A 26,923-nucleotide genomic window follows, 5' to 3' on the forward strand; every position below is an offset into this window, starting at 1 on the left:
AGCCATCACGCACGCACCGATTTGATCTTGTCGCCGACGTCGATCATGAGCTTTCTCATGACGTTGCCCACCAGTACCTGGATCTCGTCGTCCTTGTTCAACGAGTCGGCCAGCTCTGCCAGGGACCCGCTAAGGCCGCGGATTTCTGCCTCGTGCTGGACATCGCTACGCAGCCCTGCAGCCCACCGGTTCAGCAGCTCGAAGCGCAGAAGGCTCGCTTCCACCGAGACTGCGTCCTGGTCAGGGGTAATGGCTGGGATACGGATGTAGATGGACCGGTTGAGCCACTCGACGGCGTTCTGCATCTCGGGGGCAAGGCCCGTGCGGCCTGCTTCTTGCCACTGGGTGACCTGGTCGACGACCTCGACGCCCTTGCTGGGCACTCGCCGGGAGATCACAGCCGCGCGGGCGCGGTGGGTGAAGAAGGCGGGGTCGAGTATGAAGAAGTCAGGGTTGCTCCCCGCCCGGTAGATGCCCTGGACTGCCTCCAAGCCCTTCAGGAAGCGGTCTCGCACCCTGGTATCTGCCCGATCCCGGTCCTTGTCCTGGACGCCGACGAAGTCGTCGCCGGCCTGCAGGCCCATACGGGCGAACCGGTCCTTATTGTCGCCGCTGTTGAAGAAGTCAGCTCGCCGTAGGAACGTGTACAGGCCTCGCAATTGTTCGGCCTGCTTCTGGACGTCCCGAGTCGTACGGACCCTCTGCAGGTAGCTGCTCGTGTCCGCGGGAGGGAAGACGCCAGCTGCATCCGGGTCCAGTCGGTCGTCAACCTGGCGGCGGGAGACTTTGCCCGGGTCCAGCTTTCGTAGCGCGAAAAAGGCAGGAACCAGATGACGCTGTTGCTGGGTCAACCGGTCACCGAAGAGCGCTTGATGGTACAAGTGAGGGGCTTGCCACGATCTGTTCGAGTGTGACCACTGATACTTGGCGTGGACGTCCTCGCAAGACAGCCCGCCGGTGAGCATGTAGCTGATCACTGACAGTGCCTGACGGGTCGTAATTACAGCCCCGGTGCGTTCAGCCGCCGCAAATACATCCCGGATCGCAGCCCGGCGCTGAGGCCCTTGGGCGGGATCGCTTAGCTCCTTGCGGTTGGCCAGGATTGGGCAGACATTCTGAGCATCACAGGTCTCACAGGACTTCCACCGCGACCACTGCGTCGTCCACTGCTTCAGCACCCACGGTACGAGCCCGCCGATAGTACTGTCGGCGGCCACGGACTGATAGTTGAGGTTGATAACAGTGACTGAGCCAGTGGGGTCGCTGACCTGCCCGCGGGCAATGCCTGCCGTGAGGGTCTCCACCAAAATTCTGGCGCGCCCGGTGCCGTCTTTGTCGAGATTGTCGTCTTTGGCGACGCACTTGCGTAGCTGGCCCTCGTTCGCGCAGAGGATCGCGACGCCCTCGTCCGGAGGGTCAAGCAGCTCCACGAGCTTGTGAGCGCCCGCCTGCAGGCTGAGCTCGCTGAGATCTCTGAGGATGTACAGCGGGCGTCCGCCACGGGTCCGCCCGATAGGGCGGCTGGCGTCGCCGGCCTCGGACAGCTCGCGGAAAACTGCCTTGCGCACGTCTGGTGTGACTGGCTCGGTGTCGACCTGCAGATTGGCCAGAAGACTGGCGCACAGGCTTGTCTTGCCATGCCCGGCGTCCCCCGTGAGGACGATCGTCTTCGTGGCCGGTCGCTCGATGGCCTTAAGCAGGTAGGTCAGAGTCACGACGGGGAACAGTGACTGGGTCCAGTCTTCCTGCAGCTCGTAGATCATCTCAGAGGTATCGACGTCGAACGGCTGGTAACGATGCATCCGTTGGACGTGTTTGTTGACCTCGAGCGGCATGCCTGCTGTCCTTCGTCGACCGAACCGGGAGCGCTGCGAAATTCTAGCTGTCAGCTCCCCTGACGGTAGATCAAATACGAATCCTGGGAGCTGAAGTTTGTCTGGTTCGCTAGCGTGTGGCTGTGTCGGGGATCTCAAGTGTCCGGTCGGCACAGCGGCGGCAGCAGATGTGGGACGAGTGCGGTCCGTGGGCCTTGGGGTCGCTTCCGAGGCTGAGACGAGAAACGCTTCGTTCAGTTGGAGGCGGAGCGAGTAAGGGGTCGGCCGCGCATGGTTGGGAGGGCCAGCGCTGGACCCTGAGCCGTGTGAAGACCGTGATCGGCCGACGCTTCCACCTGGCCTGCACGATCAAGGGCGTTCGGAATCTTCTGTTGAGCTATGGCTGGTTCTGCCGGGTCCCGGTCCGACGCACGATGGAGCGCGAGGACGAGGCGGTGGCCAGCTGGGTCAAGGAGGTGTGGCCCTACACGGAAGGTTTCCGGCCGTGAGCGGAGCTTGGCTCGTCTTCAAGGGCGAGGCCGGATTCTCCAGGACGCCGTCGCAGGAGGAGGCGGGGTTCGAGCGCGGCCGGACCTGGTGGTGAGGGTCGGTGGCCGTTCCCGCAGGCGAATATCCATCGCCGCGCTGACCTGCTACAAGCCTGGCCGCCTGTCTCGGATGATCTACCGGCCGCGCCGGGACGACGGCCGGCGCGACGGCTGCAAGAGCTTCTCCTGGCGCGACTGTCGCGATCTGCTGACCGCCGCCCACCAGCTGCTCGGTGGCCCGATCGTCCTCGTCTGGGACAACCTCAACGTTCACAAAGCCGCTGGCCTGCGGGAATGGACCGAGGTTCGGGACTGGCCGACCGTCTACTGCGTGCCGCCTACACACCCGACCTCAACCCCGTCGAAGGGATCTGGCCAATGCTTCGACGTAGCTGGCTCTCCACCCCGCCTTCTCCACGCCCGAACTGCTCATCCGGCGCATTCGAAGTGGCCTACGCCACATCCAGGATGGCGGTGACCTCACAGACGGCTACCTCGCCGAAACCGGCCTGGCCAACAGCCCCCTGATCAGCAGCACGGCATCACGAGTTCGACCTGAGCAGGTATCGGTCTACCACACGTGCCCACCCTTGATCGAGTACCATGACCGCTCGTTCCACCGGTTCTACAAGCAAGCGCAGATGGGGGTCACACGTGGGTGAGCGGTACCCCTTGCGGGCCAAGCGGCGGCCAAAGTTTGAGGAGGGCGCCAGCTCCCTGCGAGTCGTGGACCTCTTCGCTGGCTGCGGTGGCCTCACCCTCGGTATTGCCCAGGCAGCCCACAAGCATGACGTCTCGCTTGATGTTCGTCTTGCAGTTGACTTCGAGGCAGCTCCCACCAAGGTCTTCAAGGCCAATTTTCCCAAGGCTAACGTGCAAGAGGGAACTGTTGAGTCCTACTTCGACGGCGACCTTGGCGCGCCATTGACCGTTCAGGAGGCCGATACTCTTTCCCTAGCGGGTGAGGTGGGGCTCCTGATCGGCGGGCCGCCCTGTCAGGGGCACAGCAATCTCAACAATCACACTCGCCGGGATGATCCCAAGAATCGACTGTACCTGCGTATGGCCCGCGCAGCAGAGGTTCTGCGGCCCCGTGCAGTTGTCATCGAGAACGTGCTGGCTGTTGTCAACGACAAGCAGCAGGTGGTCTCCCGCACCATAGTTCACCTTAAGAAGCTTGGATACGATGTCGCCACCAGTCGTATCGACCTACTCAAGCTTGGGGTCGCCCAGACACGCAAGCGCCATATACTGCTGGCCGTCCACAAAGATGCGCTGCCTTTTGGCTTTTCGGCTGCTGACCTGCTGCAGATCGAAAACCACATTGGTGCGCCCCGTGATCTGCATTGGGCTATCGGCGACCTGCTCGACGTTCACCCGAAGTCATTCTTCGATGAAGCTGCGGTACCCAACGCGGATAACCAGCGGCGTATGAAGTATCTTTTTGAGAACGACGAGTATAATCTGCCGAACGAAGAGCGACCCGAGTGTCACCGGGGCGATCACAATTACACGTCAATGTATGGCCGGTTGTGGTGGGATCGGCCGTCTCAGACCATTACCAGCGGTTTCGCGACGATGGGGCGCGGGCGGTTTGTCCATCCTGGTGTCCCTCGATGTCTGACCGCTCACGAGGCCGCGCGTATCCAGGGCTTTCCGGACTATTTCAAGTTCGTCGATGAGAGGGTTAAGCCCCGCTACGAGCTGACTCGCACCGAGGTTCAGATCATCATTGGAAACGCCGTACCTCCGCCTCTGACCGAGGCACTGACCTCCAATCTCTTCGACGCTGGCGTTCTGCAGGTGGAGGACGACGAATCTCAACTTCTTGAGGGCGGCTATGCTGCCTCTACTGTCGACCTTGCCTGCTGAGCCTGCCACGGGCTGATTCAAGCTCGGGTACTTCGACCGGTCGGCGTACCTGGCTCAGTCGCCGCAGTTCTACAAACAGATGGCGGCATCGACCGGGTCTTCGAGATCGGGCCGGTGTTCCGGGCCGAGTCTTCGCTCACCTCCCGGCACGCGACCGAGTTCACCGGTGTGGATGTGGATCGACGGTGTCAATGCCCCGTCCGCGCCGCCCCCGAAGACCGCCACCTCCCTCGATCGCGACCGCGACGATCGAGAAGCGGAGATCGGCTTCCGGCGCGGCGACGTACGTGACCCGTCACTGGGCCAGGAGACGTTCGGCGAGTACGCGAGTCGCTGGTACGACGCCCAAGACCTGGCCGCGTCCACCATGCAGAACTACCGCCGCCACATCGAGGAGCACCTGCTCCCCGACTTCGAGGACAAGGCCCTCGCCGGCATCCTCCGCACCGACGTCGCGCTGTGGGAGAAGAAGGAACGGGCCTCCTACGCCGCCTCCAGCGTGAAGACCTGGCGGGCCACGCTCCACCTCATCCTCGCCGACGCCGTGGACGAGGGGCTCATCGACGCGAACCCCGCCGCCAAGCGCCGGGGGAGGGGCAAGCGGGCCGGCCGCTCCGCCGACCGCGGTCCGGAAAAGGTCGTCACGGACGCGCTCGGCGCACTCCTGATTGCCGAGCGGGCCGCCCTGCTCTCCGGCCGGGACGACGAGTTCGTCGCGGTGATCCTCAAGGCGTACACCGGCATGCGCTGGGGCGAAATTGTCGGCCTGGAGACCGAGTTCGCCCGTAGGGGCTCGGTCCGTGTCGAGTGGCAGCTGTACGAGCTCGACTCGGGTGTGATGGTCCGCTGCCCGCCCAAGGACGACAGCTACCGCACCATCGACACCCCCGACTGGCTCGCGGCCCTCGTGGCCGACCACGTCGCCCGGACCAAGCCCAAGCCGTGCCCGTGCCATGGCAGGACGTACGTCTTCCAAGGCCAGGGCACCGCCCGCACCGGAGGCCACCAGGGCGCGAAGCTGGTCGACGTAGCCCGCCGCGCCGGCGTCTCCACGGGCACGGTGTCCAACGTCCTGAACCACCCCGACCGCGTGCGCGAGGCCACCCGTACCCGCGTCGAACTCGCCATCGCCGAGCTGGGCTTCGTACGCGGCGGTGCGCCCTCGGAACACGCCGCCCACTGGCGCCGCAACGGCTTCGCCACCTGGCTCTTCCACCCGGCGACGACGGGCTGGTACCCGAAGAAGGCGCCGCAGGAGCCCCGTCCCGTTCCGCTCCTCGGCGACCCGTTCCCGGGCATACCGGTCCGGGGTCGCAACGCCCAGGGTCGCGCCGACGCCTGCTGGACGGACATCGCCAGGGGCCTCACCCCGCACGGCCTACGCCACTCCCACCGCACCCACATGGAGGACCTCGGCACGGAGAAGGTCCTCATGGACGAGCGCATGGGCCACATCGACGGCTCGGTCTCCGCCCGCTACGCCCACGTGACCTCGGGCATGCGCCAGCGCCTGCTCGCGGGCCTCACCCAGCAGTGGGAGGCAGTGCTCGATACCCGCCTGTCGATGACCGCGAGGTCCCCGGTGCGTGCGCTAGACACGCTTCTGCGAGCTCGATCGGCCGCACGATAGCCGGACGGGGCGCGTGCCGCGCCCGGCAGCACGTCAGTTGCGCAGGAGACGCCGGAGGTCGTCCAGCGGCAGGCGTGCTTCCCGAGAGGCGGCGCCCGCCTCGAAGTGGATGCCCTCGGTGCCGAGGACATCTGCGGGAGTTTCTGTGCGCGCCGGGTCGGGCCACTGGAAGCCGGAGCTAACGGCCCCCGACGTGGTGAGCACCCGCCAGGCGTTGGGGCACTTGCCGCAGGTTGCCAGGTGAGTGCCGACCGGGACGGCATGGCTCTCGATCACAGTCGCCACGTCCCCGTAGGTCGTCCATCGCCCGGACGGGATGGCTTCCAGGAGAGCGTGCAGACTCGACCAGTCCCTGCGGGTACCGCTGAGCTGCTTGGCCAGGTCCGCGAGGTGGCTGCCCGCCAGCGCGGCCCACTCGTCGGGGTCGACGGTGTCCGGGACGGGTTTGGCATCGACGTCCCACCAGGTGGTGCCCTGTATGCCGTCGGCCTTGCGGTCCGTCACGCTGGTGAAGATGTGGTTGGCGAGCCCGGTCGGTGTGTACGGCTTGCCGTCGGCTTCCCAGGTCAGCGGCTCGGTGGTGTTGTTGCTCCATGTGACGCTCGCGCGTCTGCTGTCCTCATCCACCCAGGCCTGGATGTCCTTGCGGATGGATTCCGGTGCGCCGTGTCTCGGTACCAGCCGCAGTCGTGCCCCGTCCGGCAGTAGTCCGGCGTCGACGAGGATGTGCACCGCGTTGCGGGCGCGTGAGCGTTCCTCCAGCTTCTGAGCTGCGGCCTTGGCTTCGATCCGGGCCGGAGCGAGTGTGAACTCCTCGACCTCCGGGGTGGGATAGACCTTGGTGAACCCGGCGACGAGCTGCCCCTGGACCTTCCAGAGGCCGACCTCGATGAGGTCGATGTCGAGGTTCATCTCGGACAGCCACACGACGGTGTGGGTGACCTGCTTGGGGAAGCTAGCCGCGATGATCACCTGCCGAGGGCGCTGGAGCAGCTCCGGACTCCAGTCTCCGTCCACGTGGTCCAAGAGCCGCTGGCGGCACTCGTCGAGGTCGAGGCTCTGGCCCCTGCCCTTCAGGAAGTCGCGGTGTGCCTGGGCCAAGGTGTCGAGGTCGAAGCGGGACACCAGGGCGGCGTAGGTGATCGCCTGGAGGTGTACGTCCCGGTCGGCGGTTCCTCGCTTCAGCTCGACCACCACGAGGCGCCCGGTGGCATCCAGGCCCAGGACGTCCAGTCGGTCTCGCGCCGGCACCCCGTCCGTGTCGGCCCACCGGTCGAACTCGGCGGTGATGACGAGCACCGATTCTCCGAGGACCTGAGGGTGCGCGATCACCCACTCCTGGAGGTGCTGTCGTTCGAGGAGTCCTTCCGCTGCGAGCGTGGTCGGTGGGACGGGCGTGGCCGAGGCCCCTTCGACGGTGAAGAGATGATCCACGCTGTCCCCCTGCTCCAGTCCGTCAGCCAGGCGCTCCCGCGCCGACCGCCCCGAGCCTACGTGCGGGTTGTGCCCCGGGGCAGTTGCTTCCGGCAGATCAGGGATGGGGTGGGGCCGAGTCCGAAGTCGGGTCCTGGGCGATGCCGGTGCCCCAACGTACGAAATCACCGTAGGATCGGGCGCCGATGGCTACCGCAACTTCTGCTTGTACCGCCTGGGATCAGACGGCGAAGGCTTGACCGCATACGAGGCAGTGATAGGGGCCCGACGTGTCCTCGGGTACCTTCACCGGCTCGTACGAGTGGCAAGGGGAGGTCACGATGACCATGTCATCGGGCTCGACAAGTGGCGAAGGTGTCTCTGGAGTGTCCACACTGCCCCGGAGATCGACCTTCACGTACTTGCTCCGTATCTGCTTGAGGGTGGCCTTCAGCTCCTGGTCCACCATCCGTGCTGCGGGTGGAGCCATCACGCCCTTGGCGTAGTCGATCTGTTCCCGTGTCCACCAGGAGTCCGGTCCAGCCGGCTGCCCGCACAGAGGGCAGTAGTAGGTCGTTGGCGACGGCTGCTGCTCGGCCTCCTCATTCGCTGGACCGTGGTGCCACTTGAACTGATCAACGCAGTGCGGGCATTCCCGGCGCAAGAAGCCGTCGTTGTCGAGAGGCAGGCGCATTGGAATCTCCACGTCACGCCCCATCCACGAACTCTTCGACCTCGATCGCCACACCGTCGACGGTCTTGCCCGACAGGACGACGTTGAAGTACGAACTTGCTCCCGACCACCCCAGGGAGCGAGAGGTGAGCAACCGAACAGACTTCCCGGCTGGCAGCTTGGGGACAGGGAAGTCGCCCTGGCTGCGAGTGATGAGCCCTTCCCCTTCGTCAGCTCTCACGTCTAGGTCGTAGACATCGCCGGGGCCGTGATTGGTGATCTGTACGGCCCCCATCTTCTTGGGGCCGTTGTCGACGTACCGAGCGCTGAGCCGGGGCGTACCCGCTGCCTGTGACGACGGTAGTTTCCGGCCCAGGGGGAGCCCGCCGCCCGGGGTGACAGGAGGGGTGAGGTCGCCCGCGTCGTGCCAATCTGTACCGGTCAGTCGCACGGCACACCCGGCAGTCTGTAGGCGCGTCGCGAGGTCCTGCCGCTTGCGCACGGAGCCGTCGAGGCGGATCACGTGTCTGCCGTGAATGTCACTGAAGACCTTCACCTGCCCGAGTTCCACGATCACGGTGCGGTTCTCGTCGCGGCCCATGGCCATCCCTGCCTCGAACAGGACATTCGGCCGGGGCTGCATCTGTGGGTTGCACTCGGGATCGCCGGCGTACGTCAGACTCTCGTGGAGGTAGGTGACGTCATCGGGCGTCTGCAGGACGACCACTGCTTGTGCACTGCTGAACGCCGTGTCGAGGACCTCGCCGATGTACGGGGACCCCTTGCCGGTCATCTGAATGGCCTCGGACCACTCGATTGGATCGAGGCCGATGGCGCGCAGAAACTCGAAGAGCCCCTTGCGAGCGAGCTCGTTTCGTCCGTGGATCACGAACACCTTGCGAGGATCTGTGCCGTCCTCGCCCACTCGGTCTGCCATGTCTTGCTCACCACTCACGGTCGAGAGGGAACTGTCTTCAGCGACGGTAGCGGCAGGCACCGACACGCAGGCCTGGATGCGGGGAGCCGGATTCGGAGGTCGGCTCCCCGTTGGCTCCCAAGACAGGGACAAACGCCAAACAGGGGCCTGATCCACTGAGTGGATCAGGCCCCTGACCTGGTCTTACGAAGTCGGGGTGGCGGGATTTGAACCCACGACCTCTTCGTCCCGAACGAAGCGCGCTGCCAAGCTGCGCTACACCCCGATCGCCGCCTTGCAGCAGCTGCTGTCCTGGCGACATCGATTACTTTAGCGGACCCTCGGCCGGAGACGAAATCCGGTTTTCGCGAGGGGGCCGCCCGGGGGCCTACGCCTTCGGGGTCAGCGTCAGCAGGGTGGCTTCCGGGGGGCAGGCGAAGCGGACCGGGGTGTAGCGGTTCGTGCCGCAGCCCGCCGAGACGTGCAGGTACGCGCGGTGCCCGTCCGCCTCGTGCGTGGAGAGCCCCTTCACCCGCTTCGTGTCCAGGTCGCAGTTGGTGACCAGCGCCCCGTAGAAGGGGATGCACAGCTGTCCGCCGTGCGTGTGCCCCGCCAGGATCAGCGGGTACCGGTCGGCCGTGAAGGACTCCAGGACCCGCAGGTACGGGGCGTGCACGACGGCCATCGAGAAGTCGGCGTCCGCCTCCGGCCCGCCCGCGACCCGCTCGTACCGGTCCCGCTTGATGTGCGGGTCGTCGAGCCCGGTGAAGGCCAGCTCCAGGCCGGGCAGTTTCAGGCGGCCGCGCGTGTTGGTGAGGTTGACCCAGCCCGCCGCGTCGAAGGCGTCCCGCATCTCCTCCCACGGGTTGTGCACGGCGCCGACCACCGGCTTGTTGCCGTTCAGCCCGTGCCGCCCCTGGACCTTCTCGATCAGGTAGCGCCCGGGATTGCGCAGCCGCGGCCCGTAGTAGTCGTTCGACCCGAAGACGTAGACCCCGGGGAAGGACATCAGCGGGCCCAGGGCGTCCAGTACCTCGGGGACGCCCTCCGTGTCGGAGAGGTTGTCGCCCGTGTTCACCACGAAGTCGGGCCGCAGGCCGGCCAGCGACTGGAGCCAGGCGCGCTTCTTGTGCTGCCCGCCGACCATGTGGATGTCGGAGACCTGGAGCACCCGAAGCGGCCGCATCCCGGCGGGGAGCACCGGCACGGTGATCCGGCGCAGCCGGAACGACCGCGCCTCGAAACCGGCGGCATAGGCCACACCGGCGGCCCCCGCCGCCGCGATCGACGCCGTGACCTTCAGGGGTACTCCGTAACGCGCACGCATGGCCCCATCGTCGCAGACGCGGAAAACCTGCGGGCGCCACCGCCCGTCCACCTGGCAGACTCAAGTCATGACCACGCTCAAGGCCAAGCTCCAGGAAGACCTCACCACCGCCATCAGGGCGCGCGACGAGCTGCACTCGTCCACGCTGCGCCTGACCCTCTCCGCCATCACCAAGGAGGAGGTCGCGGGCAAGGAGGCGCGCGTGCTCTCCGACGACGAGGTCCTCAAGGTGATCGCCAAGGAGGCGAAGAAGCGCCGCGAGGCCGCGGAGGCCTTCGCGCAGGGCGGTCGTCCCGAGCAGTCCGCGCGCGAGACGGCGGAGGGCGAGTTCCTCGACACCTACCTGCCCAAGCAGCTCAGCGACGACGAACTCGACGGACTCGTGGCGGAGGCCGTCGAGGAGGCCAGGGCCGCGGGTACCGAGGGGCCGCGGGCCATGGGCGCCGTCATGAAGATCGTGAACCCGAAGGTGGCCGGTCTGGCGGAGGGCGGCCGCGTCGCCGCCGCCGTCAAGAAGCACCTCGCGTAAGAGGACCACGCAGAGGGTACGCAGAGGTACGCAGAGGGCCCCGTCCGCGCATCGCGCGGGCGGGGCCCTCTCTCGTCACGTGCCGCCCGCTAGTCCTCCAGGCCGCCGATGATGCCGCCCGGGAACGGGTCGGTCGGGGTGTTGCCGCCCGTGGCGCCGCCCGTCTGACCGCCCGTGGCTCCCGCCGTCTGGCCGCCGGGGCGGCCTCCGGGCTTGTTGTCGCCACCCGGCTTGCCGGGCTTCCCCGGCTTGTTCGGGGTCGGGTTGGTGGGCCGGCCGCCGCCGGTCGGGGCGCCGGTGTCCGGGCCGAGGCCGACCGTGACGAAGCTCGGCGCCTCCCGGCCGTCCAGCGCCCCCGAGACCGCCTGCTTCCAGATCGGGCCGGGCAGCCCGCCGCCGTAGACCTTGTCGTAGTACTGGCCGCCGATGGTGATGTTCTCCATCGACACCTGCTTGGCGCCGCCCGAGCCGACCCAGGTCGCACCCGCCATGTTCGGCGTGTACCCGACGAACCAGGCGTTGTAGCGGCTGTCGGTGGTGCCGGTCTTGCCCGCGTTCTGCCGGTCGGTCAGACCCGCTGCCGTACCCGTACCGGAGTCGATCACGCCGAGCAGCAGCGTGTTGACGGTGTCGGCGGTCTTCTCGCTCATCACGCGGTCGCACTGCGACTTCGGCACGGCCAGCGCCTTGCCGTGCGCGTCCGTGATGGACTCCAGGGCGACGGGGGTGCAGTACACGCCGCGGTTGGCGAAGGTCGCGTACGCGTTCGCCATGGTCAGCGGGGACATGCCCTCGGTGCCGAGCGCGATCGCCGGGACCTCGGGCAGCTTCGTCCCGTCGGCCGGGATCACGCCGAGCTTCGTCGTCATCTCGGTCACGGGGCAGAGCCCGAGCGCGTTGTCGGAGATCATCTCCACGAAGTAGGTGTTGACCGACTTCGCCATCGCCTCCTGCATGCCGTACGGGCCGCGCTCGGACTCCGACTCGTTCTCCACCCGGTCGTGCGAGGTGTTGACCCAGGGCTTGTCGCCGCAGGTCTCCACCGGGCTCGGGTACTCCATGTCGTGCGGGGACGCGTACGTCTTGCCCGCGGGAACGCCCTTCTCCAGGGCCGCGGCCGCGACGAACGGCTTGAAGGTCGAACCGGTCGGGAAGCCGAAGTTCGAGCCGCCCATCCGCTTGTCGACCGAGAAGTTGATCTGCGTCTCGTTCTTCCCGAAGCCGTACGGCTTGGACTGCCCCATCCCGAGGACCCGGCCCGTGCCCGGCTGCACCAGGGTGACGGCCGTGGCGACCTTGTCGTCCTGGTTGACGTGGTCCTTGATCGACTCGTTGACGGACTCCTGCGACTGCGGGTCCAGCGTCGTCCGCACCGTCAGGCCGCCCTGGTTCCAGAGCTTGGCCCGCTCCTCGCGGGTCTTGCCGAACACCGGGTCGGTCAGGAACGTGTTGCGCACGTAGTCACAGAAGAAGCCCGCGCCCTTGACCGCGGTGATGCAGCCGTTCTTCGGCCGGGTCACCTTCAGGGTCACCGGCTTCTTCTTCGCCTCGTCCGCCTCGGCCTGCGAGACGTCCTTCATGTCGGCCATCCGCTGGAGGACGACGTTCCGGCGCTTCATCGCCTCCTGCGCGTCGTTCACCGGGTCGAACCGGCTCGGCGACTGCACGACGCCCGCCAGCAGCGCCGACTCGTCCAGGGTCAGGTCCTTGGCCGGCTTGCTGAAGTAGCGCTGGGCGGCGGATTCGATTCCGTATGCCTGCTGGCCGAAGTACGTGATGTTGAGGTAGTTCTCAAGGATCTTCTTCTTCCCGAGTTCCTCCTCGACCTGGATCGCGTACTTCAGCTCGCGGACCTTGCGGCCGAGGCTCTTCTCCTGCGCCTCGCGCACCTTGGTCTCGTCATCGCCGGCCTCTTCGACGAACACGTTCTTCACGTACTGCTGCGTGAGCGTGGAGGCGCCCTGTGAGGCTCCGCCCTCCTGCGCGTTGCGGTTGACCGCGCGCAGGATGCCCTTCGCGTCGATCGCGCCGTGCTCGTAGAAACGCGAGTCCTCGATCGCGACGATCGCCTTCTGCATGTACGGGGAGATGGCCGTCAGCGGCACCACCTGCCGGTCCCGTGAATAGACCGTGGCGATCAAGCCACCCTCGGCGTCCAGAATCGTCGTGCGCTGGCTCAGCGGCGGCGTCTTGAGATTGGCCGGGATCTCGTCGAATCCCTCGACCGTTCCCTTGGCGGCGAGCCCCAGGGCGCCTGCGCCCGGGATCGCGATGCCGGCCAGCACAACTCCGGAGAGAACGGACACCCCGAGGAACTTGGCGGCCTGCTGCGGCCCCGTGAGCCCGGCGCCCGAGCGCTTCTTTCCCATAGAGGGCAGCCTACGTTCTCATTCGCCGGACACGCGCGAATGCCTTGGCCTAAGCTGGCCCCAACTGTCACAGCAGTGCGGTGCGACATCAACCCCTCGGCTTGATTTTCACCCTTCCCGAATGGGGTGGACTTATGTCCGAATCTCGCCCGTCCTCCTGACGGTCGCCCGTCCGTGGTCCGCCGATTCCATCCGAATTGCCGGAATGGTCGGGCATGTCGCCGGATCACTCCGTCGGGTGATCTGCCGCTTACCCATAGTCCGTTCGGACCATTCAAGATTGGGCCCGTCGGGGGTGTTGCGCCGTGCCCACCTTCCGTAACGTCCTCAACTGGCAGCGGTGAATATGCCGCTACCGCCGTGGGGGAGCCTCGATTCGGGAGAGGACGGCGCCGGGATGGGCTGGGTTACCGACTGGAGTGCGCAGGCAGCCTGCCGCACTACCGATCCGGATGAACTGTTCGTTCAAGGAGCGGCACAGAACAGGGCCAAGGCGGTGTGCACCGGATGTCCGGTGCGGACCGAGTGCCTGGCCGACGCGCTCGACAATCGTGTCGAGTTCGGAGTATGGGGCGGAATGACCGAGCGGGAGCGCCGCGCACTGTTGCGCCGGCGTCCCACCGTCACCTCGTGGCGACGGCTGCTCGAAACCGCTCGCACGGAGTACGAGCGCAGTACGGGCATCCTCACCGTGGATGTCGACGCGGACATCGCGGACCTCGACGTCGCGTACGAGACGTACGCGGCAGCCGGGTAGGCCGCAGGCTTCTCGCGCGGTCCCGCGTACGACAGCCTCCATACCCGGAGGACCGCTTCCGCACCCGGAGGCACCGCTCGTACGCAGGCATCCGTCGTAGGCATCCGCCGTACGAACGCCTACGCTCCGGCCGGCACCCCGGCCGCGAGTCGCTCTCCGATGGCCCGTAGCCCGGCGAGGTCGTGCACATCGCCGGGCAGGGCGGCCACCTCGGCCACCGCCACCTCGGGGTGCAGTGAGGTGAAACGATCGCGTGTGCGCTGTTCACGCGCGATCACCTGCATCCGCTCGGCGTGCAGACGCAGCAGTCCAGCGGTGATCTCGTCCACTTCGGCGTCCGCGTCCGCGCCGGCGTTCACGTCGGCGTTCACGTCGGCGTTCACCTCGGTGTCCGCGCCGCCGTCCCGGGCCCCGGTGTCCGCCGCGTCGGCCTGCGCGGCCGAGTCACGAAGTCCAGCATTCCCGGACTCCTGATCGACAATGCCGCCTTCTTCAAGATTCTCTGCGGCGGCCAACGCCCGCTCCGCGGACAGCTGATCGGCCCCGCTGCCGTGCACCCGGTTCAGTACGAGCCCGGCCAGCGGCATGTTCTCCGCGGCCAGCCGCTCCACGAAGTACGCCGCCTCCCGCAGCGCGTCCGGCTCGGGCGCCGCGACCACCAGGAAGGCCGTACCCGGAGCCTGGAGCAGCCGGAACGTCGCGTCCGCGCGGGTGCGAAAGCCCCCGAACATCGTGTCCATCGCCGCCACGAACGTCTGTACGTCCTTCAGCAGCGAGGCGCCCATCAGCTTGCTCAGCGTGCCGGTCATCAGCGACATGCCGACGTTGAGGAACTTCATCCCCGCCCGGCCGCCCACCTTCGCCGGAGCCATCAGCACCCGGATGAACTTCCCGTCCAGGAAGGACCCGAGCCGCTTCGGCGCGTCGAGGAAGTCCAGCGCGGACCGGCTCGGAGGGGTGTCCACGACGATCAGGTCCCAGTCGTCGCGGGCCCGCAGCTGGCCCAGCTTCTCCATCGCCATGTACTCCTGCGTGCCCGCGAAGCCGGCCGACAGCGACTGGTAGAAGGGGTTGGCGAGGATCGCCTCGGCCCGCTCGGCGTCCGCGTGCCCCTCGACGATCTCGTCGAAGGTCCGCTTCATGTCCAGCATCATGGCGTGCAGTTCGCCGCCGTCCGCCCCGTCGACCCCCTTCACCCGGCGCGGGGTGTTGTCCAGCGAGTCGATCCCCATCGACTGCGCGAGCCGCCGCGCCGGGTCGATGGTCAGCACGACCACCTTCCGCCCGCGCTCCGCCGCCCGTACGCCCAGGGCCGCGGCCGTCGTGGTCTTGCCGACCCCGCCCGCGCCGCAGCAGACGACGATCCGCGTCCCGGGGTCGTCCAGCAGCCGGTCCACGGGCAGTCGCGGGGCGGCGTCCATGCGGGCGCCCGTCTTCGTTCCCGTCGTGGCCTCGGTCATTCCTCGCCCGCCTGCTTCCGCAGTTCCGCGGCCAGCTCGTAGAGCCCGGCCAGATCCATTCCCGCGCCGAGCAGGGGGAGTTCGTACGTCGCCACGTCCAGCTGCTCCAGTACGGTGCGCTGCGCGCGCTCCAGCTCCACCCGGCTCGCGTGCTCGGCGGCCTGCGCGAGCAGCGGGTCCACCAGCCGCTCCGCGACCCCGCCGCGGCGCGCTCCGCCCAGGCCCGCCCGCGACAGCGCCCTGGCCACGTCCGCCCGGCGCTCGGAGGCGGCGGCGCGCAGCGTGTCCTCGTCCAGATGGTGCGGCCGCACCATGTTGACGACGACCCGCCCCACGGGCAGTCCGGCCTCCTTCAGCTCGGCGATCCCGTCGGCGGTCTCCTGGACGGGCATCTCCTCCAGCAGCGTGACCAGGTGGACGGCGGTCTCCGGGGACTTGAGCACCTTCATGACGGCCTGCGCCTGGTTGTGGATCGGGCCGAACCGGGCCAGCCCCGCCACCTCGTCGTTGACGTTCAGGAAGCGGGTGATCCGCCCGGTCGGCGGGGCGTCCATGATCACGTGGTCGTAGACGTAGCGCCCGGCCTTGTCCTTGCGCCGGACCGCCTCGCACGCCTTGCCGGTCAGCAGCACGTCCCGCAGCCCCGGCGCGATGGTCGTCGCGAAGTCGATGGCGCCCAGCTTCTTCAGGGCACGGCCGGCGGAGCCCAGCTTGTAGAACATCTGGAGGTAGTCCAGGAGCGCCCGCTCGGCGTCGATGGCCAGCGCGAAGACCTCCCCGCCGCCCGAGGCGACGGCGATCTTGCGCTCCTCGTACGGGAGCGCCTCCGCACCGAAGAGCTGCGCGATCCCCTGCCTGCCCTCGACCTCGACCAGCAGCGTGCGTCTGCCCTCGCGCGCGAGGGCGAGCGCGAGTGCCGCGGCGACCGTGGTCTTTCCGGTTCCGCCCTTGCCGCTGACCACCTGGAGCCTGCTCACAGCGTCTGAGCCTAACCACTCGCCCCTCGGGCCGCGCATGAGCCCTCGGTCTCACGCGTTACGCTCGCCCCCATGACCAAGAAGTTCGAATACGCGACTGTCCCGCTGCTGGTCCACGCCACCAAGCAGATCCTGGACACCTGGGGCGAGGACGGCTGGGAGCTCGTCCAGGTCGTGCCCGGCCCCAACAACCCCGAGCAGCTCGTGGCCTACCTCAAGCGGGAGAAGGCATGAGCGGCGCCGTCGAGGCCAAGCTCGCCGAGCTCGGCCTGACCCTGCCGGACGTCGTCCCGCCGCTGGCGGCCTATCAGCCGGCCGTGCGGTCGGGCGCGTACGTGTTCACCGCGGGGCAGCTCCCGATGGTCGGCGGCAGCCTGCCGACCACCGGCAAGGTCGGGGCTGAGGTCTCCGCGGAGGAGGCCAAGAAGCTGGCCGCGGTCTGCGCGCTGAACGCCCTGGCCGCGGTCAAGTCCGTGATCGGCGACCTCGACAAGATCGAGCGCGTCGTGAAGGTCGTCGGTTTCGTGGCCTCGGCCCCGGACTTCACGGGTCAGCCGGGCGTGCTGAACGGCGCGAGCGAGCTGCTGGGCGAGGTGCTCGGCGACAAGGGCGTCCACGCCCGCAGCGCGGTCGGCGTGGCGGTCCTCCCGCTGGACGCCCCGGTCGAGGTCGAGCTCCAGGTCGAGGTCTCGTCTTCCTGACGCGCCCCTCGCTCCTCCCGGCCCTGGCGGGCCCCACCGGCCTCGCGCCGCTGCGCCGGACTCCGTCCGGCGGCCCGCCGGGGCCGTTGGCGTCGGGCCTCCGCCGCCGTTCGCGTCGGGCCGCCGGGGCCGTTCGCGTCGGGCCGCCGGGGCCGTTCGCGTCGGGCCTCCGGGCTGCCCGGTGAACCCGGCCCACCCCCGGTGGGCCCTCGAACATCGGGCCGGATACCCGTAGCATCCCGACATGCCGAATGGTCAGCACGGTCAGCAGCAGCCCCCCGCCGGAGGCCAGTGGTACCCGCCGGAGTGGCCCGACCGGATCCGCGCGCTCATGGACGGCTCCCTCGTCCCGGTGGAACCGCGCCGCGCCGCCACCGTCATGCTGCTCCGCGACACCCCCGCCGGACCCGCCGTGCACATGCTGCGCCGCAAGACCTCCATGGCCTTCGCGGGCGGCGCGTACGCCTACCCCGGCGGCGGGGTCGACCCCCGCGACGAGGACCACCTCGTCGGCTGGGCCGGGCCGGACCGGGACGAATGGGCCGCACGCCTCGCCACCGACCCCCGTACCGCCCAGGCGATCGTCTGCGGCGCCGTCCGCGAGACCTTCGAGGAGGCCGGGGTCCTGCTCGCCGGCGAGTCACCCGACACCGTCGTCGGCGACACCACCGGCGACGACTGGGAGGCCGACCGGGCAGCCCTCGTGGCCCGCGAGCTCTCCTTCGCCGAGTTCCTCGACCGCCGCGGCCTGCTGCTGCGCTCCGACCTGCTCGGCGCCTGGGCCCGCTGGATCACCCCCGAGTTCGAGCCCCGCCGGTACGACACCTGGTTCTTCGTCGCCGCCCTCCCGGAGGGCCAGCGCACCCGCAACGCCTCCACCGAGGCCGACCGGACCGTCTGGATCCGCCCCGCGGACGCCGCCGCCGGCTACGACAGGGGCGAGCTGCTGATGATGCCGCCCACCATTTCCACGCTGCGCTCGCTGGAGCCGTACGGGAGCGCCGCGGGCGCCCTGGCCGCGGCGGCCGACCAGGACCTGACGCCCGTACTGGCGCAGGCCACGCTGGAGAACGGCGAGCTGGTGCTCAGCTGGCCCGGCCACGACGAGTTCACCAAGCACGTCCGCCCCGGAGGCACCCCGTGACCAGTGCGAGCGCCCTGCCCGGACAGCCCCGGGGAGTCGTTGCCTCGGGGCCCGCCACCGCCCGCGCGGTCAACATCCTGGCCCCCAACGCCTCCGCGATGACCCTGGACGGCACGAACACCTGGCTCGTATCGGAGCCCGACTCCGCGGAAGCCGTCGTCATCGACCCCGGCCCGCTGGACGAGGCGCACCTGCGCGCGGTCGTCGAGACCGCCGAGCGGGCCGGCAAGCGGATCGCGCTGACCCTCCTCACCCACGGCCACCCCGACCACGCCGAGGGCGCGGGCCGGTTCGCCGAACTCACCCGTACCAAGGTCCGCGCCCTGGACCCCGCCCTGCGCCTCGGCGACGAGGGGCTCGGCGCCGGGGACGTGATCCGTACCGGGGGCCTGGAGCTGCGGGTGGTCCCGACACCGGGCCACACCGCCGACTCGCTCTGCTTCCACCTGCCCGCCGACCGCGCCGTGCTGACCGGCGACACGATCCTCGGCCGCGGCACCACCGTCGTGGCCCACCCCGACGGCCGCCTCGGCGACTACCTCGACTCGCTGCGCCGGCTGCGCTCGCTGACGGTCGACGACGGCGTGCACACGGTGCTTCCGGGCCACGGCCCGGTCCTGGACGACGCCCAGGGCGCGGTGGAGTTCTACCTGGCCCACCGCGCGCACCGGCTCGCCCAGGTGGAGACCGCCGTCGAGGACGGGTACACGACGCCCGAGGCGGTCGTCGCCCACGTCTACGCGGACGTGGACCGCTCGCTGTGGCCGGCCGCGGAATGGTCCGTACGGGCGCAGCTGGAGTACCTTCAAGATCACGGACTGATCCCGGGGGGCCCCGAATGACCACGCTGTTCCTGCTGCTCGCGCTGATCGCCACGGCCGCGTGGATCACCTCGACGGTGTCCCTGCGCATGAAGGCCCTGGAACGGCGCTCGGAGCGGCTGGAGCGGCGCCTGGGCCTGCTCCTGGACCACTTCGGCATCGAGGAGCCGGAGCCGGCCGGGCTGGAAGAGGTACGGGCGCTCGTGCGCGACGGCCGCACGATCGAGGCCATCCGGGTCTACCGGCGCGTCACGGGGGCCGACCTGCTGGAGGCGAAGCAGGCGGTCGAGGCCCTGACGGACGTCTGAGCGCCGCGCCGGGAGGCGGGCGCACGGAGGACGGCCACGGCAGAGGCGGGCGCCGCATATGCCGAAGGGGCCCGCCCGACCGGGCAGGACCCCTCCACGCACATCCGCTGCGCGGCGGTCAGCGCGAGCGCTTCGCCAGCCGCTCCACGTCCAGCAGGATCACGGCGCGGGCCTCCAGGCGGAGCCAGCCGCGGCCCGCGAAGTCCGCGAGGGCCTTGTTGACCGTCTCGCGGGAGGCGCCGACCAGCTGGGCCAGCTCTTCCTGCGTGAGGTCGTGCACGACGTGGATGCCTTCCTCGGACTGCACGCCGAAGCGGCGCGACAGGTCCAGGAGGGCGCGGGCCACACGGCCCGGCACGTCGGAGAAGACCAGGTCGGACATCTGGTCGTTGGTCTTGCGCAGGCGCCGGGCCACCGCGCGCAGCAGCGCGGTCGCGACCTCGGGCCGGGCGTTGAGCCAGGGCTGCAGGTCGCCGTGGCCGAGGCCGAGCAGCTTGACCTCGGTCAGGGCGGTGGCGGTGGCGGTGCGCGGGCCCGGGTCGAACAGCGACAGCTCGCCGATCAGCTCACCGGGACCGAGGACGGCCAGCATGTTCTCGCGGCCGTCGGGGGAGGTGCGGTGGAGCTTCACCTTGCCCTCGGTCACGACATACAGCCGGTCACCGGGGTCGCCCTCGTGGAACAGGGCGTCACCGCGTGCGAGGGTCACCTCGCCCATGGAGGCGCGGAGCTCCGCGGCCTGCTCATCATCGAGCGCCGCGAAGAGCGGGGCGCGCCGCAGAACGTCGTCCACGAGTCTCTCTCCTATGTCGACCAGCTCAGGGGGACCTGGTCCCCTATTTTGCCGGACGGCTCAAACAGTGCGATCAATCACTACCAAGGATGCCGGACGTACGCGTGTGCTGTGCGGTGAGAGACCAATCAGGGTGGTGTTACCTGAGGTCCAGGCGGGTGTCAGCGCCCGGCCTTAGGCTGGCCGGGTGTCCAACAAGCCGGTGAGAGCACAGGCCAAGGGGTCCGCGGGAGTGACGGGCGGCCCCAATTCAGCTGTGGGCGAACAAGCCCCCGAGAAGGCGCCGGGGAAGCCCCGGACGGCCCTGCCGGGCCCCCAGGGCAAAGGTTCGGCCAAGAAACCGGAATCGCATCTGGCGATGGTGCGCCGGGCCCGCCGCATCAACCGGGAGCTGGCCGAGATCTATCCGTACGCCCACCCCGAGCTCGACTTCCGGAACCCTTTCGAGCTGCTGGTCGCCACGGTCCTCTCCGCGCAGACCACCGATCTGCGCGTGAACCAGACGACCCCGGCCCTCTTCGCCGCCTACCCGGCGCCCGAGGACATGGCGGCGGCCGTGCCCGAGGATCTGGAGGAGATCATCCGGCCGACCGGGTTCTTCCGGGCGAAGGCGCGCTCCCTCCTCGGTCTCTCGCAGGCCCTGGTGGACAACTTCGGGGGGAACGTTCCGGGCCGGATCGAGGACCTGGTGACGCTGCCCGGTGTCGGCCGCAAAACCGCCAACGTGGTCCTCGGCAATGCGTTCGGAGTCCCGGGGATCACCGTGGACACCCACTTCGGCCGGCTGGTGCGCCGCTGGAAGTGGACCGAGCAGGAGGATCCGGAGAAGGTCGAGGCGGAGATCTGCGCGATCTTCCCGAAGGGCGAGTGGACGATGCTCTCGCACCGCGTCGTGTTCCACGGCCGCCGGATCTGCCACTCCCGCAAGCCCGCCTGCGGCGCCTGCCCGATCGCCCCGCTGTGCCCGGCGTACGGGGAGGGCGAGACCGACCCGGAGAAGGCGAAGAAACTGCTCAAGTACGAGAAGGGCGGCCAGCCCGGCCAGCGGCTGAGCCCGCCGCCGGACTACCCGGGCCTCCCGGCCCCGTCGCCGGGGGCGACGGGAGCGGCCCCGGCCGGCGCCTGAGCGTGCCGGCCGCGGGGCACGCGGCGGCCGGCAGGCGGCGCACAGGGCAGCACGCACAGCACACACAGCACAGGCAGCACAGGCAGCACAGGCAGCACAGAACGTGCAGTACGCAGGGCGAACACGCAGCACGCAGCACAGAAGACGCGGTACGGCCGCGGGGCGCCGCCACAGGGCGGCCCGCGGCGGAACGAATCCGGCCCGGGGCTGCGTTGTCCCCGTATCGGGACGGCGACGGTGTCGGCGACGGCAGGGAGCAGGGGTGCCTATGACGCGCGGAGCGCGGGACGAGAGCGGGGTGGCCCAGGCGGCCGCGCCGCCGCAGCAGGGCGAGCCGCAGGCCCCGTACGAGGCCCCGCAGGAGGCCCCGTACGGGGCCCGGTTCGAGACCCCGTACGAGGACCCGGGCGCTCTGCGCGTGAGCAGCCAGGGCCTGCCCCGGTGGCTCGATCCCGTCGTCGAGGCAGCGGCGACGGTCCGGCCGACCCAGCTCAGCCGGTTCCTGCCGCCCGAGGACGGCCGCGGCCGTCAGTCCGCCGTGCTGGTCCTCTTCGGCGAGGGCCCCCGCGGCCCCGAGCTGCTGCTCATGGAGCGCGCCGGGACCCTGCGTTCGCACGCCGGCCAGCCCTCCTTCCCCGGCGGCGCCCTCGACCCCGAGGACGGCGATCCGCACACCACCGGCCCGCTGCGCGCCGCCCTGCGCGAGGCCGAGGAGGAGACCGGGCTCGACCCCTCCGGCGTCCAGCTCTTCGGCGTCCTGCCGCGCCTGTACATCCCGGTCAGCGAGTTCGTCGTGACCCCGGTCCTCGGCTGGTGGCGCGACCCCAGCCCCGTCGGCGCCGTGGACCCGGCCGAGACCGCCCGCGTCTTCACGGTTCCCGTGGCCGATCTCACGGATCCCGATCATCGGGTCATGGCCGTCCACCCGAAGGGCCACCTGGGCCCTGCTTTCACCGTCGAATCGGCTCTGGTCTGGGGTTTTACCGCCGGAGTGATCGACCGGATCCTGCATTTCGCAGGATGGGAGCGCCCCTGGGACCGATCGAGGCAGGTCCCGCTCGACTGGCGCGCATGAGACGGTGACCCTCGTGAACGTGCTGGACATCCTGTTGCTGGTCGCCGCCGTGTGGTTCGCGATCGTCGGCTACCGCCAGGGGTTCGTCGTCGGCATCCTGTCGGTGATCGGCTTCCTCGGCGGTGGTCTCATCGCCGTGTCCCTGCTCCCGCTGATATGGGACCGGGTGACCGACAACGGCACCCAGGTCTCGACCACGGTCGTGGTCATCGCCGTCGTAGTGATCATCGTCTGCGCTTCGATCGGGCAGGCCTTCACCACCCATCTGGGCAACCGCCTGCGCCGCCACATCACGTGGTCGCCCGCGCGCGCGCTCGACGCGACCGGCGGCGCCCTGGTCAACGTCGTCGCGATGCTGCTGGTGGCGTGGCTGATCGGCTCGGCCCTCGCCGGGACCTCACTTCCCACCCTGGGCAAGGAAGTGCGCAACTCCAAGGTGCTGCTGGGCGTCTCGCGGGTGTTGCCCGCACAGGCCAACACCTGGTTCTCGGACTTCAGCTCCACCCTCGCGCGCAGCGGCTTCCCGCAGGTCTTCAGCCCGTTCTCGAACGAGCCGATCACCGAGGTGAAGGCGCCCGACCCGGCGCTGGCCCGCAGCCCCGTCGCCGAGGCGGCCAAGCGCTCGATCGTGAAGGTCGTCGGTACCGCGCCGAGCTGCAGCAAGGTCCTGGAGGGCACCGGTTTCGTCTTCGCGCCCGGCAAGGTGATGACCAACGCGCACGTCGTCGGCGGGGTCGGCGAGCCGACCGTGCAGATCGGCGGCGAGGGCAAGCTCTACGACGGCAAGGTCGTGCTCTACGACTGGGAGCGCGACATCGCCGTCCTGGACGTGCCCAAGCTGAAGGCCCCCGCGCTGGAGTTCACCGACAAGGACGCGGCGAGCGGCAGCGACGCGATCGTCGCCGGCTTCCCGGAGAACGGCGCGTACGACGTCCGCGCCGCGCGCGTCCGCGGCCGGATCAACGCCAACGGCCCGGACATCTACCACCGCGGCACCGTCCGCCGCGACGTCTACTCGCTCTACGCGACCGTCCGCCAGGGCAACTCCGGCGGGCCGCTGCTGACGCCCGACGGCAAGGTGTACGGGGTCGTCTTCGCGAAGTCGCTCGACGACCCGAACACCGGGTACGCGCTGACGGCGGACGAGGTCCGCGACGACATCCGGATCGGGAAGGCCTCCGACCGGCGGGTCGACAGCCAGGGCTGCGCCCTCTGATCCGTACGGAGCCCTCTGATCCGTACGGAACGGGGCGCGGCTCCGGCTACGTCCGTGGATGCCGCAGGCGCGCCGAGACCCACCGGGCCCGGCGGCGCAGGATGCGCGGAATCCCGAGGCGGGGGTCGTGGCCGTCGCGGCCCGTCCCCCCGTGCGTGCCCGGCGTCGCTGCCGGGCGGCGTTCGCGTGCGGTGTGACCGTAGTCGTGCGTCCAGCCCATACAACGAGCTGTGCCCGGGCCCCAAGGTCGGTAATCCCGCCCGGGGCGGCCAATTGGCCTATGCGCCGGGCAATTGAATGTTCGTAAGACGATCGCACTGATGGTTGGTCAGCTGGGATCCCGTCGGGTCAGCGGTCCGGCTCGGGGTCCTTCAGCCAGTTCACCAGCTCGGTCGAGAAGGCCGCGGGGTCCTCCTCGTGGGGGAAGTGCCCGAGGCCGTCGAACAGCCGCCACCGGTACGGGGCTTCGACGTACTCACCGGATCCGGCCGCGCTGCGGGTCCGCATCACCGGGTCGAGCGAGCCGTGCAGGTGGAGGGTCGGTACGCGCACGGGCCGCTTCATCCGGCGGTTGAACTGGAGCCCGTCCGGCCGGGCCATCGACCGCATCATCCAGCGGTACGGCTCGATCGAGCAGTGCGCGGTGGAGGGGATGCACATCGCCCGCCGGTACACGTCGAGGTCCTCCTGCGCGGGCGGCAGCGGACCGGACCAGTCCCGGATCAGCTCGCCCACGAGCGCCCCGTCGTCGGCCACGAGCTGCCGCTCCGGGACGAACGGCCGCTGGAAGCCCCAGATGTGCGAACTCGCCCGGGTCTGACCGAAGTCGGACAGCATCGCCGAGCGCCAGCGCCGCGGATGCGGCATCGAGGAGACCACGAGCCGGCGCACCAGCTTGGGCCGCATCACGGCCGCGGTCCAGGCGAGGTAGCCGCCCAGGTCGTGCCCCACGAGGGCGGCGTCGGGCTCGCCGAGGGACCGTACGACCCCGGTGATGTCGAGCGCCAGGTTCGCGGGGTCGTAGCCGCGCGGGGTGCGGTCACTGCCGCCCACCCCGCGCAGGTCCATCGCGACCGCCCGGTACCCGGCGTCGGCGAGCGCGGTCAGCTGGTGCCGCCACGTCCACCAGAACTGCGGGAAGCCGTGCAGCAGCAGCACCAGCGGCCCGTCGCCCATCTCGGCGACGTGGAACCGGGCCCCGTTGGCCGCGACGTCCCGGTGGGTCACCGCTCGCCCGCCGGGCACGTCGATCCTGACCGCCGTCGCGGCGGTGGGCGGAGTGCTGGAGTCCGGTGAGGGCGCTGTCATGAGGACGAGCGTGCCACACCCACGGCCTGGTCACTCACCGGCCGAGGATGCGGCTTGACCGTACTGACGACCGCCGCGGTCTGCTTGACCGAGGCGATGGTCTTCTCCGGCGGCTTGACCTTCTTGAACTTCGAGACGGCGATCAGCGCCAGCAGCCCCGCGAGCACCAGGAACGCCACGCCGACGATGAGGAACGACCAGGCGAGCCCGAGCCCGAGGTTGTGGATCCCGTACGCCGCGGCGAAGCTCAGCACGGGCAGGGAGAACAGGGCGAACACCCCCGCGATGCCGATGGCGCTGCCACCGATGCCCACGCGCTTGACGTCCTGGCGGATCTCCGCCTTGGCGAGGGCGATCTCGTCGTGCACCAGGGCGGACATCTCGGCGGTGGCCGAGGCGACCAGCTGGCCGAGTGTGCGCTCGGCTCCTTGCGCCCCTTGGTCCACTGCGCTCATCGCTCTCTCCCTCTGTCATCTGCCGTCGTCTGCTGTCGACGCCGCGCGCGGCGGCGCCTGTCCTGCGCCCGTACCGCGCCCGTCACGGCGTCAGTTCAGATCATGCCGGACGGTCGCGCTCGGCGCTGGACCCGGTGGCCGCTTCGAGCGCGGCGGTCGTGGCCGCGTCGGCCCTGCGGCGGTGCTCCGCGGCCTTCGCCTCGTAGATCTTCGCCATCCGCAGGTGGTACTCCGGCTTGTCCTGCTCGTAGATGTCCGGGATGCCGTCGAGGTCCTCGTCGCGCTCCTCGTCCTCGGTGAGGGCCCGGTACTTGCGGTTGCGCAGCTTGAGCAGGACGCTCGCGAGGACGGCGGCGATGAGGGAGCCGAACAGGACGGCGGCCTTCACCTCGCCGGTGAGCGTCGGGTCGTCGGTGAAGGCGAGTTCGCCGATGAGGAGCGAGACGGTGAAGCCGATGCCGGCGAGGGAGGCCACGGCGAACACGTCCGGCCAGGCCAAGTCCTCGTTGAGCGAAGCGCGAGTGAAGCGGGCTGCCAGCCAGGTGCCGCCGAAGATGCCGACGGCCTTGCCGACGACCAGGCCGAGGACGACACCGAGGGTCTCGGGCCGGGTGAAGACCTGGGCGATGGCGTCGTCGGAGAGGGAGACCCCGGCCGAGAACAGTGCGAAGAGCGGGACGGCGAGGCCCGCCGAAATGGGCCGTACGAGGTGCTCGATGTGCTCGCCGGGGGAGGTGTCCTCGCCCTCCTTGCGGGAGCAGCGGAGCATCAGGCCCATGGCGACGCCGGCGATGGTGGCGTGGACGCCGCTGTTGTACATCAGGCCCCAGATGACCAGGGCGAGCGGGACGTACACGTACCAGCCGCGGACGCCCTTGCGGAGCAGGAGCCAGAAGACGACCAGGCCGAGGACCGCGCCGCCGAGGGCCAGGAAGTCGATCTCGCTGGTGAAGAACACCGCGATGATCATGATGGCGAAGAGGTCGTCGACGACGGCGAGGGTCAGCAGGAAGGCGCGCAGGGCGGACGGCAGCGAGGTGCCGATGACGGCCAGGACGGCGAGGGCGAAGGCGATGTCGGTGGCGGTCGGGACCGCCCAGCCGTCCATCGAGCCGCCGCCGGCCGCGTTGACCAGTACGTAGACCAGCGCGGGCACGGCCATGCCGCAGACGGCGGCGATCACCGGGAGGGCGGCCGCCTTCGGGTCGCGCAGGTCTCCCGCGACCAGCTCGCGCTTGAGCTCGATGCCGGCGACGAAGAAGAAGATCGCCAGCAGTCCGTCGGCCGCCCAGTGCTGGAGCGAGAGGTCCAGGCCGAGGGAGGCGGGGCCGATGTGGAAGTTACTGACGTCCGCGTAGCTGGCGGAGAGGGCGGGGATGTTCGCCCACATCAGGGCGGCGATGGCGGCCACGAGCAGGAGCACGCCGCCGACGGTCTCGGCGCGCAGGGCGTCGGCCACGAAGCGCCGCTCGGGCAGGGAGAGCCTGCCGAGGAACTTGCGGCCGTGGCGGTCGGTGGGGCTGGGCGCGGCCACGGGGGACACCTCCGGGTGGGTTGGACGGCATGGCGAAGCACATTGCCGACCAGACTTCCCGGCGCACCCTGTGGACTTGCATTCTTTACGCTTCTCGTACTTTACAGGGTCGCGCGAGAACGTATCCGGCGATCTTCACTTTATGCGCGAAAGGGGC

At 69.3% G+C, this 26,923-nt stretch carries 25 protein-coding genes, 1 tRNA gene and 2 pseudogenes; 15 read left to right on the plus strand and 13 right to left on the minus strand.

Annotation, left to right across the window (positions count from 1 at the left end; translation table 11 throughout):
• Window positions 1-5: 5 nt before the first annotated feature.
• Entirely contained in the window at window positions 6-1,835 is a 1,830-nt protein-coding gene (locus tag AB0M92_RS08815) for a hypothetical protein (protein WP_366101375.1), read from the minus strand.
• A 167-nt stretch (window positions 1,836-2,002) separates the two neighbouring features.
• Here AB0M92_RS08815 and AB0M92_RS08820 point away from each other — a divergent pair, with 167 nt between their 5' ends.
• From AB0M92_RS08820 to AB0M92_RS08840, 5 genes and pseudogenes are all read left to right on the plus strand, one after another.
• The gene (locus AB0M92_RS08820) at window positions 2,003-2,323 is read left to right on the plus strand and encodes a winged helix-turn-helix domain-containing protein (protein ID WP_366101424.1); all 321 of its coding nucleotides are present in this window, start codon (window positions 2,003-2,005) and stop codon (window positions 2,321-2,323) included.
• A pseudogene (locus AB0M92_RS08825) lies at window positions 2,320-2,874 on the plus strand (transposase); the annotation flags it as partial. The gene AB0M92_RS08820 and the pseudogene AB0M92_RS08825, both read left to right, overlap by 4 nt.
• 214 nt (window positions 2,875-3,088) lie before the next feature.
• Window positions 3,089-4,234, plus strand: coding sequence for a DNA cytosine methyltransferase (locus AB0M92_RS08830; protein WP_366101376.1), 1,146 nt, complete (start codon window positions 3,089-3,091; stop codon window positions 4,232-4,234).
• A gap of 16 nt (window positions 4,235-4,250) precedes the next feature.
• A pseudogene (locus tag AB0M92_RS08835) lies at window positions 4,251-4,414 on the plus strand (amino acid--tRNA ligase-related protein); the annotation flags it as partial.
• The gene (locus tag AB0M92_RS08840; protein ID WP_366101377.1) at window positions 4,407-5,864 is read left to right on the plus strand and encodes a LacI family DNA-binding transcriptional regulator; all 1,458 of its coding nucleotides are present in this window, start codon (window positions 4,407-4,409) and stop codon (window positions 5,862-5,864) included. The pseudogene AB0M92_RS08835 and the gene AB0M92_RS08840, both read left to right, overlap by 8 nt.
• A 33-nt stretch (window positions 5,865-5,897) precedes the next feature.
• Here the strand turns inward: AB0M92_RS08840 and AB0M92_RS08845 are convergent, their stop codons facing one another.
• From AB0M92_RS08845 to AB0M92_RS08865, 5 genes are all read right to left on the minus strand, one after another.
• Window positions 5,898-7,298 carry a DNA-binding protein gene (locus AB0M92_RS08845; RefSeq protein WP_366101378.1) on the minus strand — a complete coding sequence of 467 codons (1,401 nt, stop codon included), beginning with the start codon at window positions 7,296-7,298 and terminating at the stop codon, window positions 5,898-5,900.
• 220 nt (window positions 7,299-7,518) lie between these two features.
• Entirely contained in the window at window positions 7,519-7,971 is a 453-nt protein-coding gene (locus AB0M92_RS08850; protein WP_366101379.1) for a hypothetical protein, read from the minus strand.
• 13 nt (window positions 7,972-7,984) lie between these two features.
• Window positions 7,985-8,887, minus strand: a complete 903-nt coding sequence (locus tag AB0M92_RS08855; RefSeq protein WP_366101380.1) for a nucleotide-binding protein — start codon at window positions 8,885-8,887, stop codon at window positions 7,985-7,987.
• Window positions 8,888-9,078: 191 nt separating this feature from the next.
• Window positions 9,079-9,152, minus strand: a tRNA-Pro gene (locus AB0M92_RS08860).
• A gap of 102 nt (window positions 9,153-9,254) precedes the next feature.
• Complete coding sequence (locus AB0M92_RS08865; RefSeq protein ID WP_099890268.1) at window positions 9,255-10,193, minus strand: metallophosphoesterase; 939 nt, start codon at window positions 10,191-10,193, stop codon at window positions 9,255-9,257.
• Between the two features lie 67 nt (window positions 10,194-10,260).
• Between AB0M92_RS08865 and AB0M92_RS08870 the strand changes: the two genes are divergently transcribed.
• Window positions 10,261-10,722 carry a GatB/YqeY domain-containing protein gene (locus tag AB0M92_RS08870; RefSeq protein WP_366101381.1) on the plus strand — a complete coding sequence of 154 codons (462 nt, stop codon included), beginning with the start codon at window positions 10,261-10,263 and terminating at the stop codon, window positions 10,720-10,722.
• A gap of 89 nt (window positions 10,723-10,811) precedes the next feature.
• Here the strand turns inward: AB0M92_RS08870 and AB0M92_RS08875 are convergent, their stop codons facing one another.
• Window positions 10,812-13,091: a transglycosylase domain-containing protein gene (locus AB0M92_RS08875; RefSeq protein ID WP_366101382.1), complete on the minus strand. Its 2,280-nt coding sequence runs from the start codon at window positions 13,089-13,091 to the stop codon at window positions 10,812-10,814.
• Between the two features lie 397 nt (window positions 13,092-13,488).
• Here AB0M92_RS08875 and AB0M92_RS08880 point away from each other — a divergent pair, with 397 nt between their 5' ends.
• Complete coding sequence (locus tag AB0M92_RS08880) at window positions 13,489-13,848, plus strand: WhiB family transcriptional regulator (RefSeq protein WP_366101383.1); 360 nt, start codon at window positions 13,489-13,491, stop codon at window positions 13,846-13,848.
• A 119-nt stretch (window positions 13,849-13,967) separates the two neighbouring features.
• On the opposite strand, the gene AB0M92_RS08885 is transcribed toward AB0M92_RS08880, so the two are convergent.
• Window positions 13,968-15,269: an ArsA family ATPase gene (locus tag AB0M92_RS08885; RefSeq protein ID WP_366101425.1), complete on the minus strand. Its 1,302-nt coding sequence runs from the start codon at window positions 15,267-15,269 to the stop codon at window positions 13,968-13,970.
• 35 nt (window positions 15,270-15,304) lie between these two features.
• Window positions 15,305-16,285, minus strand: a complete 981-nt coding sequence (locus AB0M92_RS08890) for an ArsA-related P-loop ATPase (RefSeq protein ID WP_366101384.1) — start codon at window positions 16,283-16,285, stop codon at window positions 15,305-15,307.
• Window positions 16,286-16,357: 72 nt separating this feature from the next.
• Between AB0M92_RS08890 and AB0M92_RS08895 the strand changes: the two genes are divergently transcribed.
• From AB0M92_RS08895 to AB0M92_RS08915, 5 genes are all read left to right on the plus strand, one after another.
• The gene (locus tag AB0M92_RS08895; RefSeq protein WP_007264966.1) at window positions 16,358-16,519 is read left to right on the plus strand and encodes a DUF4177 domain-containing protein; all 162 of its coding nucleotides are present in this window, start codon (window positions 16,358-16,360) and stop codon (window positions 16,517-16,519) included.
• The gene (locus AB0M92_RS08900; protein ID WP_366101385.1) at window positions 16,516-16,986 is read left to right on the plus strand and encodes a RidA family protein; all 471 of its coding nucleotides are present in this window, start codon (window positions 16,516-16,518) and stop codon (window positions 16,984-16,986) included. Before AB0M92_RS08895 ends, AB0M92_RS08900 begins: the two co-directional genes overlap by 4 nt.
• Before the next feature lie 244 nt (window positions 16,987-17,230).
• Entirely contained in the window at window positions 17,231-18,130 is a 900-nt protein-coding gene (locus AB0M92_RS08905; RefSeq protein ID WP_366101386.1) for an NUDIX hydrolase, read from the plus strand.
• The gene (locus AB0M92_RS08910; RefSeq protein WP_366101387.1) at window positions 18,127-18,972 is read left to right on the plus strand and encodes an MBL fold metallo-hydrolase; all 846 of its coding nucleotides are present in this window, start codon (window positions 18,127-18,129) and stop codon (window positions 18,970-18,972) included. The genes AB0M92_RS08905 and AB0M92_RS08910 overlap by 4 nt, the downstream gene beginning before the upstream one ends.
• Complete coding sequence (locus AB0M92_RS08915) at window positions 18,969-19,259, plus strand: hypothetical protein (RefSeq protein ID WP_366101388.1); 291 nt, start codon at window positions 18,969-18,971, stop codon at window positions 19,257-19,259. The genes AB0M92_RS08910 and AB0M92_RS08915 overlap by 4 nt, the downstream gene beginning before the upstream one ends.
• Window positions 19,260-19,377: 118 nt before the next feature.
• On the opposite strand, the gene AB0M92_RS08920 is transcribed toward AB0M92_RS08915, so the two are convergent.
• Window positions 19,378-20,052: a Crp/Fnr family transcriptional regulator gene (locus AB0M92_RS08920; RefSeq protein ID WP_003981529.1), complete on the minus strand. Its 675-nt coding sequence runs from the start codon at window positions 20,050-20,052 to the stop codon at window positions 19,378-19,380.
• Window positions 20,053-20,410: 358 nt separating this feature from the next.
• Between AB0M92_RS08920 and nth the strand changes: the two genes are divergently transcribed.
• The 3 genes from nth (at window position 20,411) to AB0M92_RS08935 (ending at window position 23,469) form a co-directional block, all read left to right on the plus strand.
• A complete protein-coding gene (gene nth / locus AB0M92_RS08925) occupies window positions 20,411-21,178 on the plus strand; it encodes an endonuclease III (RefSeq protein ID WP_366101426.1) in 768 nt (255 codons plus the stop codon).
• A 268-nt stretch (window positions 21,179-21,446) separates the two neighbouring features.
• The gene (locus tag AB0M92_RS08930) at window positions 21,447-22,253 is read left to right on the plus strand and encodes a CoA pyrophosphatase (RefSeq protein WP_366101389.1); all 807 of its coding nucleotides are present in this window, start codon (window positions 21,447-21,449) and stop codon (window positions 22,251-22,253) included.
• Between the two features lie 13 nt (window positions 22,254-22,266).
• The gene (locus AB0M92_RS08935) at window positions 22,267-23,469 is read left to right on the plus strand and encodes a MarP family serine protease (RefSeq protein WP_366101428.1); all 1,203 of its coding nucleotides are present in this window, start codon (window positions 22,267-22,269) and stop codon (window positions 23,467-23,469) included.
• 348 nt (window positions 23,470-23,817) lie between these two features.
• Here AB0M92_RS08935 and AB0M92_RS08940 read toward each other — a convergent pair whose 3' ends face one another.
• From AB0M92_RS08940 to nhaA, 3 genes are all read right to left on the minus strand, one after another.
• Window positions 23,818-24,777 carry an alpha/beta hydrolase gene (locus AB0M92_RS08940; RefSeq protein WP_366101391.1) on the minus strand — a complete coding sequence of 320 codons (960 nt, stop codon included), beginning with the start codon at window positions 24,775-24,777 and terminating at the stop codon, window positions 23,818-23,820.
• On the minus strand, window positions 24,774-25,232 hold the full coding sequence (locus AB0M92_RS08945) for a phage holin family protein (protein ID WP_366101392.1): 459 nt from the start codon (window positions 25,230-25,232) through the stop codon (window positions 24,774-24,776). The genes AB0M92_RS08940 and AB0M92_RS08945 overlap by 4 nt, the downstream gene beginning before the upstream one ends.
• Window positions 25,233-25,332: 100 nt before the next feature.
• Window positions 25,333-26,766, minus strand: coding sequence for a Na+/H+ antiporter NhaA (gene nhaA / locus AB0M92_RS08950; RefSeq protein ID WP_366101393.1), 1,434 nt, complete (start codon window positions 26,764-26,766; stop codon window positions 25,333-25,335).
• Window positions 26,767-26,923 lie beyond the last annotated feature (157 nt).

This window comes from Streptomyces sp. NPDC051582, from assembly GCF_040681715.1.
GTDB lineage: Bacteria > Actinomycetota > Actinomycetes > Streptomycetales > Streptomycetaceae > Streptomyces.

Coding starts and splice junctions, on each gene's coding strand:
- AB0M92_RS08850 (WP_366101379.1), bottom strand. CDS start 7,971: ATGCGCCTGCCTCTCGACAACGACGGCTTCTTGCGCCGGGAATGCCCG.
- AB0M92_RS08840 (WP_366101377.1), top strand. CDS start 4,407: ATGTGGATCGACGGTGTCAATGCCCCGTCCGCGCCGCCCCCGAAGACC.
- AB0M92_RS08940 (WP_366101391.1), bottom strand. CDS start 24,777: ATGACAGCGCCCTCACCGGACTCCAGCACTCCGCCCACCGCCGCGACG.
- AB0M92_RS08880 (WP_366101383.1), top strand. CDS start 13,489: ATGGGCTGGGTTACCGACTGGAGTGCGCAGGCAGCCTGCCGCACTACC.
- AB0M92_RS08900 (WP_366101385.1), top strand. CDS start 16,516: ATGAGCGGCGCCGTCGAGGCCAAGCTCGCCGAGCTCGGCCTGACCCTG.
- AB0M92_RS08820 (WP_366101424.1), top strand. CDS start 2,003: ATGTGGGACGAGTGCGGTCCGTGGGCCTTGGGGTCGCTTCCGAGGCTG.
- AB0M92_RS08865 (WP_099890268.1), bottom strand. CDS start 10,193: ATGCGTGCGCGTTACGGAGTACCCCTGAAGGTCACGGCGTCGATCGCG.
- AB0M92_RS08870 (WP_366101381.1), top strand. CDS start 10,261: ATGACCACGCTCAAGGCCAAGCTCCAGGAAGACCTCACCACCGCCATC.
- AB0M92_RS08915 (WP_366101388.1), top strand. CDS start 18,969: ATGACCACGCTGTTCCTGCTGCTCGCGCTGATCGCCACGGCCGCGTGG.
- nth (WP_366101426.1), top strand. CDS start 20,411: ATGGTGCGCCGGGCCCGCCGCATCAACCGGGAGCTGGCCGAGATCTAT.
- AB0M92_RS08885 (WP_366101425.1), bottom strand. CDS start 15,269: ATGGACGCCGCCCCGCGACTGCCCGTGGACCGGCTGCTGGACGACCCC.
- AB0M92_RS08855 (WP_366101380.1), bottom strand. CDS start 8,887: ATGGCAGACCGAGTGGGCGAGGACGGCACAGATCCTCGCAAGGTGTTC.
- AB0M92_RS08875 (WP_366101382.1), bottom strand. CDS start 13,091: ATGGGAAAGAAGCGCTCGGGCGCCGGGCTCACGGGGCCGCAGCAGGCC.
- AB0M92_RS08945 (WP_366101392.1), bottom strand. CDS start 25,232: ATGAGCGCAGTGGACCAAGGGGCGCAAGGAGCCGAGCGCACACTCGGC.
- AB0M92_RS08930 (WP_366101389.1), top strand. CDS start 21,447: ATGACGCGCGGAGCGCGGGACGAGAGCGGGGTGGCCCAGGCGGCCGCG.
- AB0M92_RS08895 (WP_007264966.1), top strand. CDS start 16,358: ATGACCAAGAAGTTCGAATACGCGACTGTCCCGCTGCTGGTCCACGCC.
- AB0M92_RS08905 (WP_366101386.1), top strand. CDS start 17,231: ATGCCGAATGGTCAGCACGGTCAGCAGCAGCCCCCCGCCGGAGGCCAG.
- AB0M92_RS08815 (WP_366101375.1), bottom strand. CDS start 1,835: ATGCCGCTCGAGGTCAACAAACACGTCCAACGGATGCATCGTTACCAG.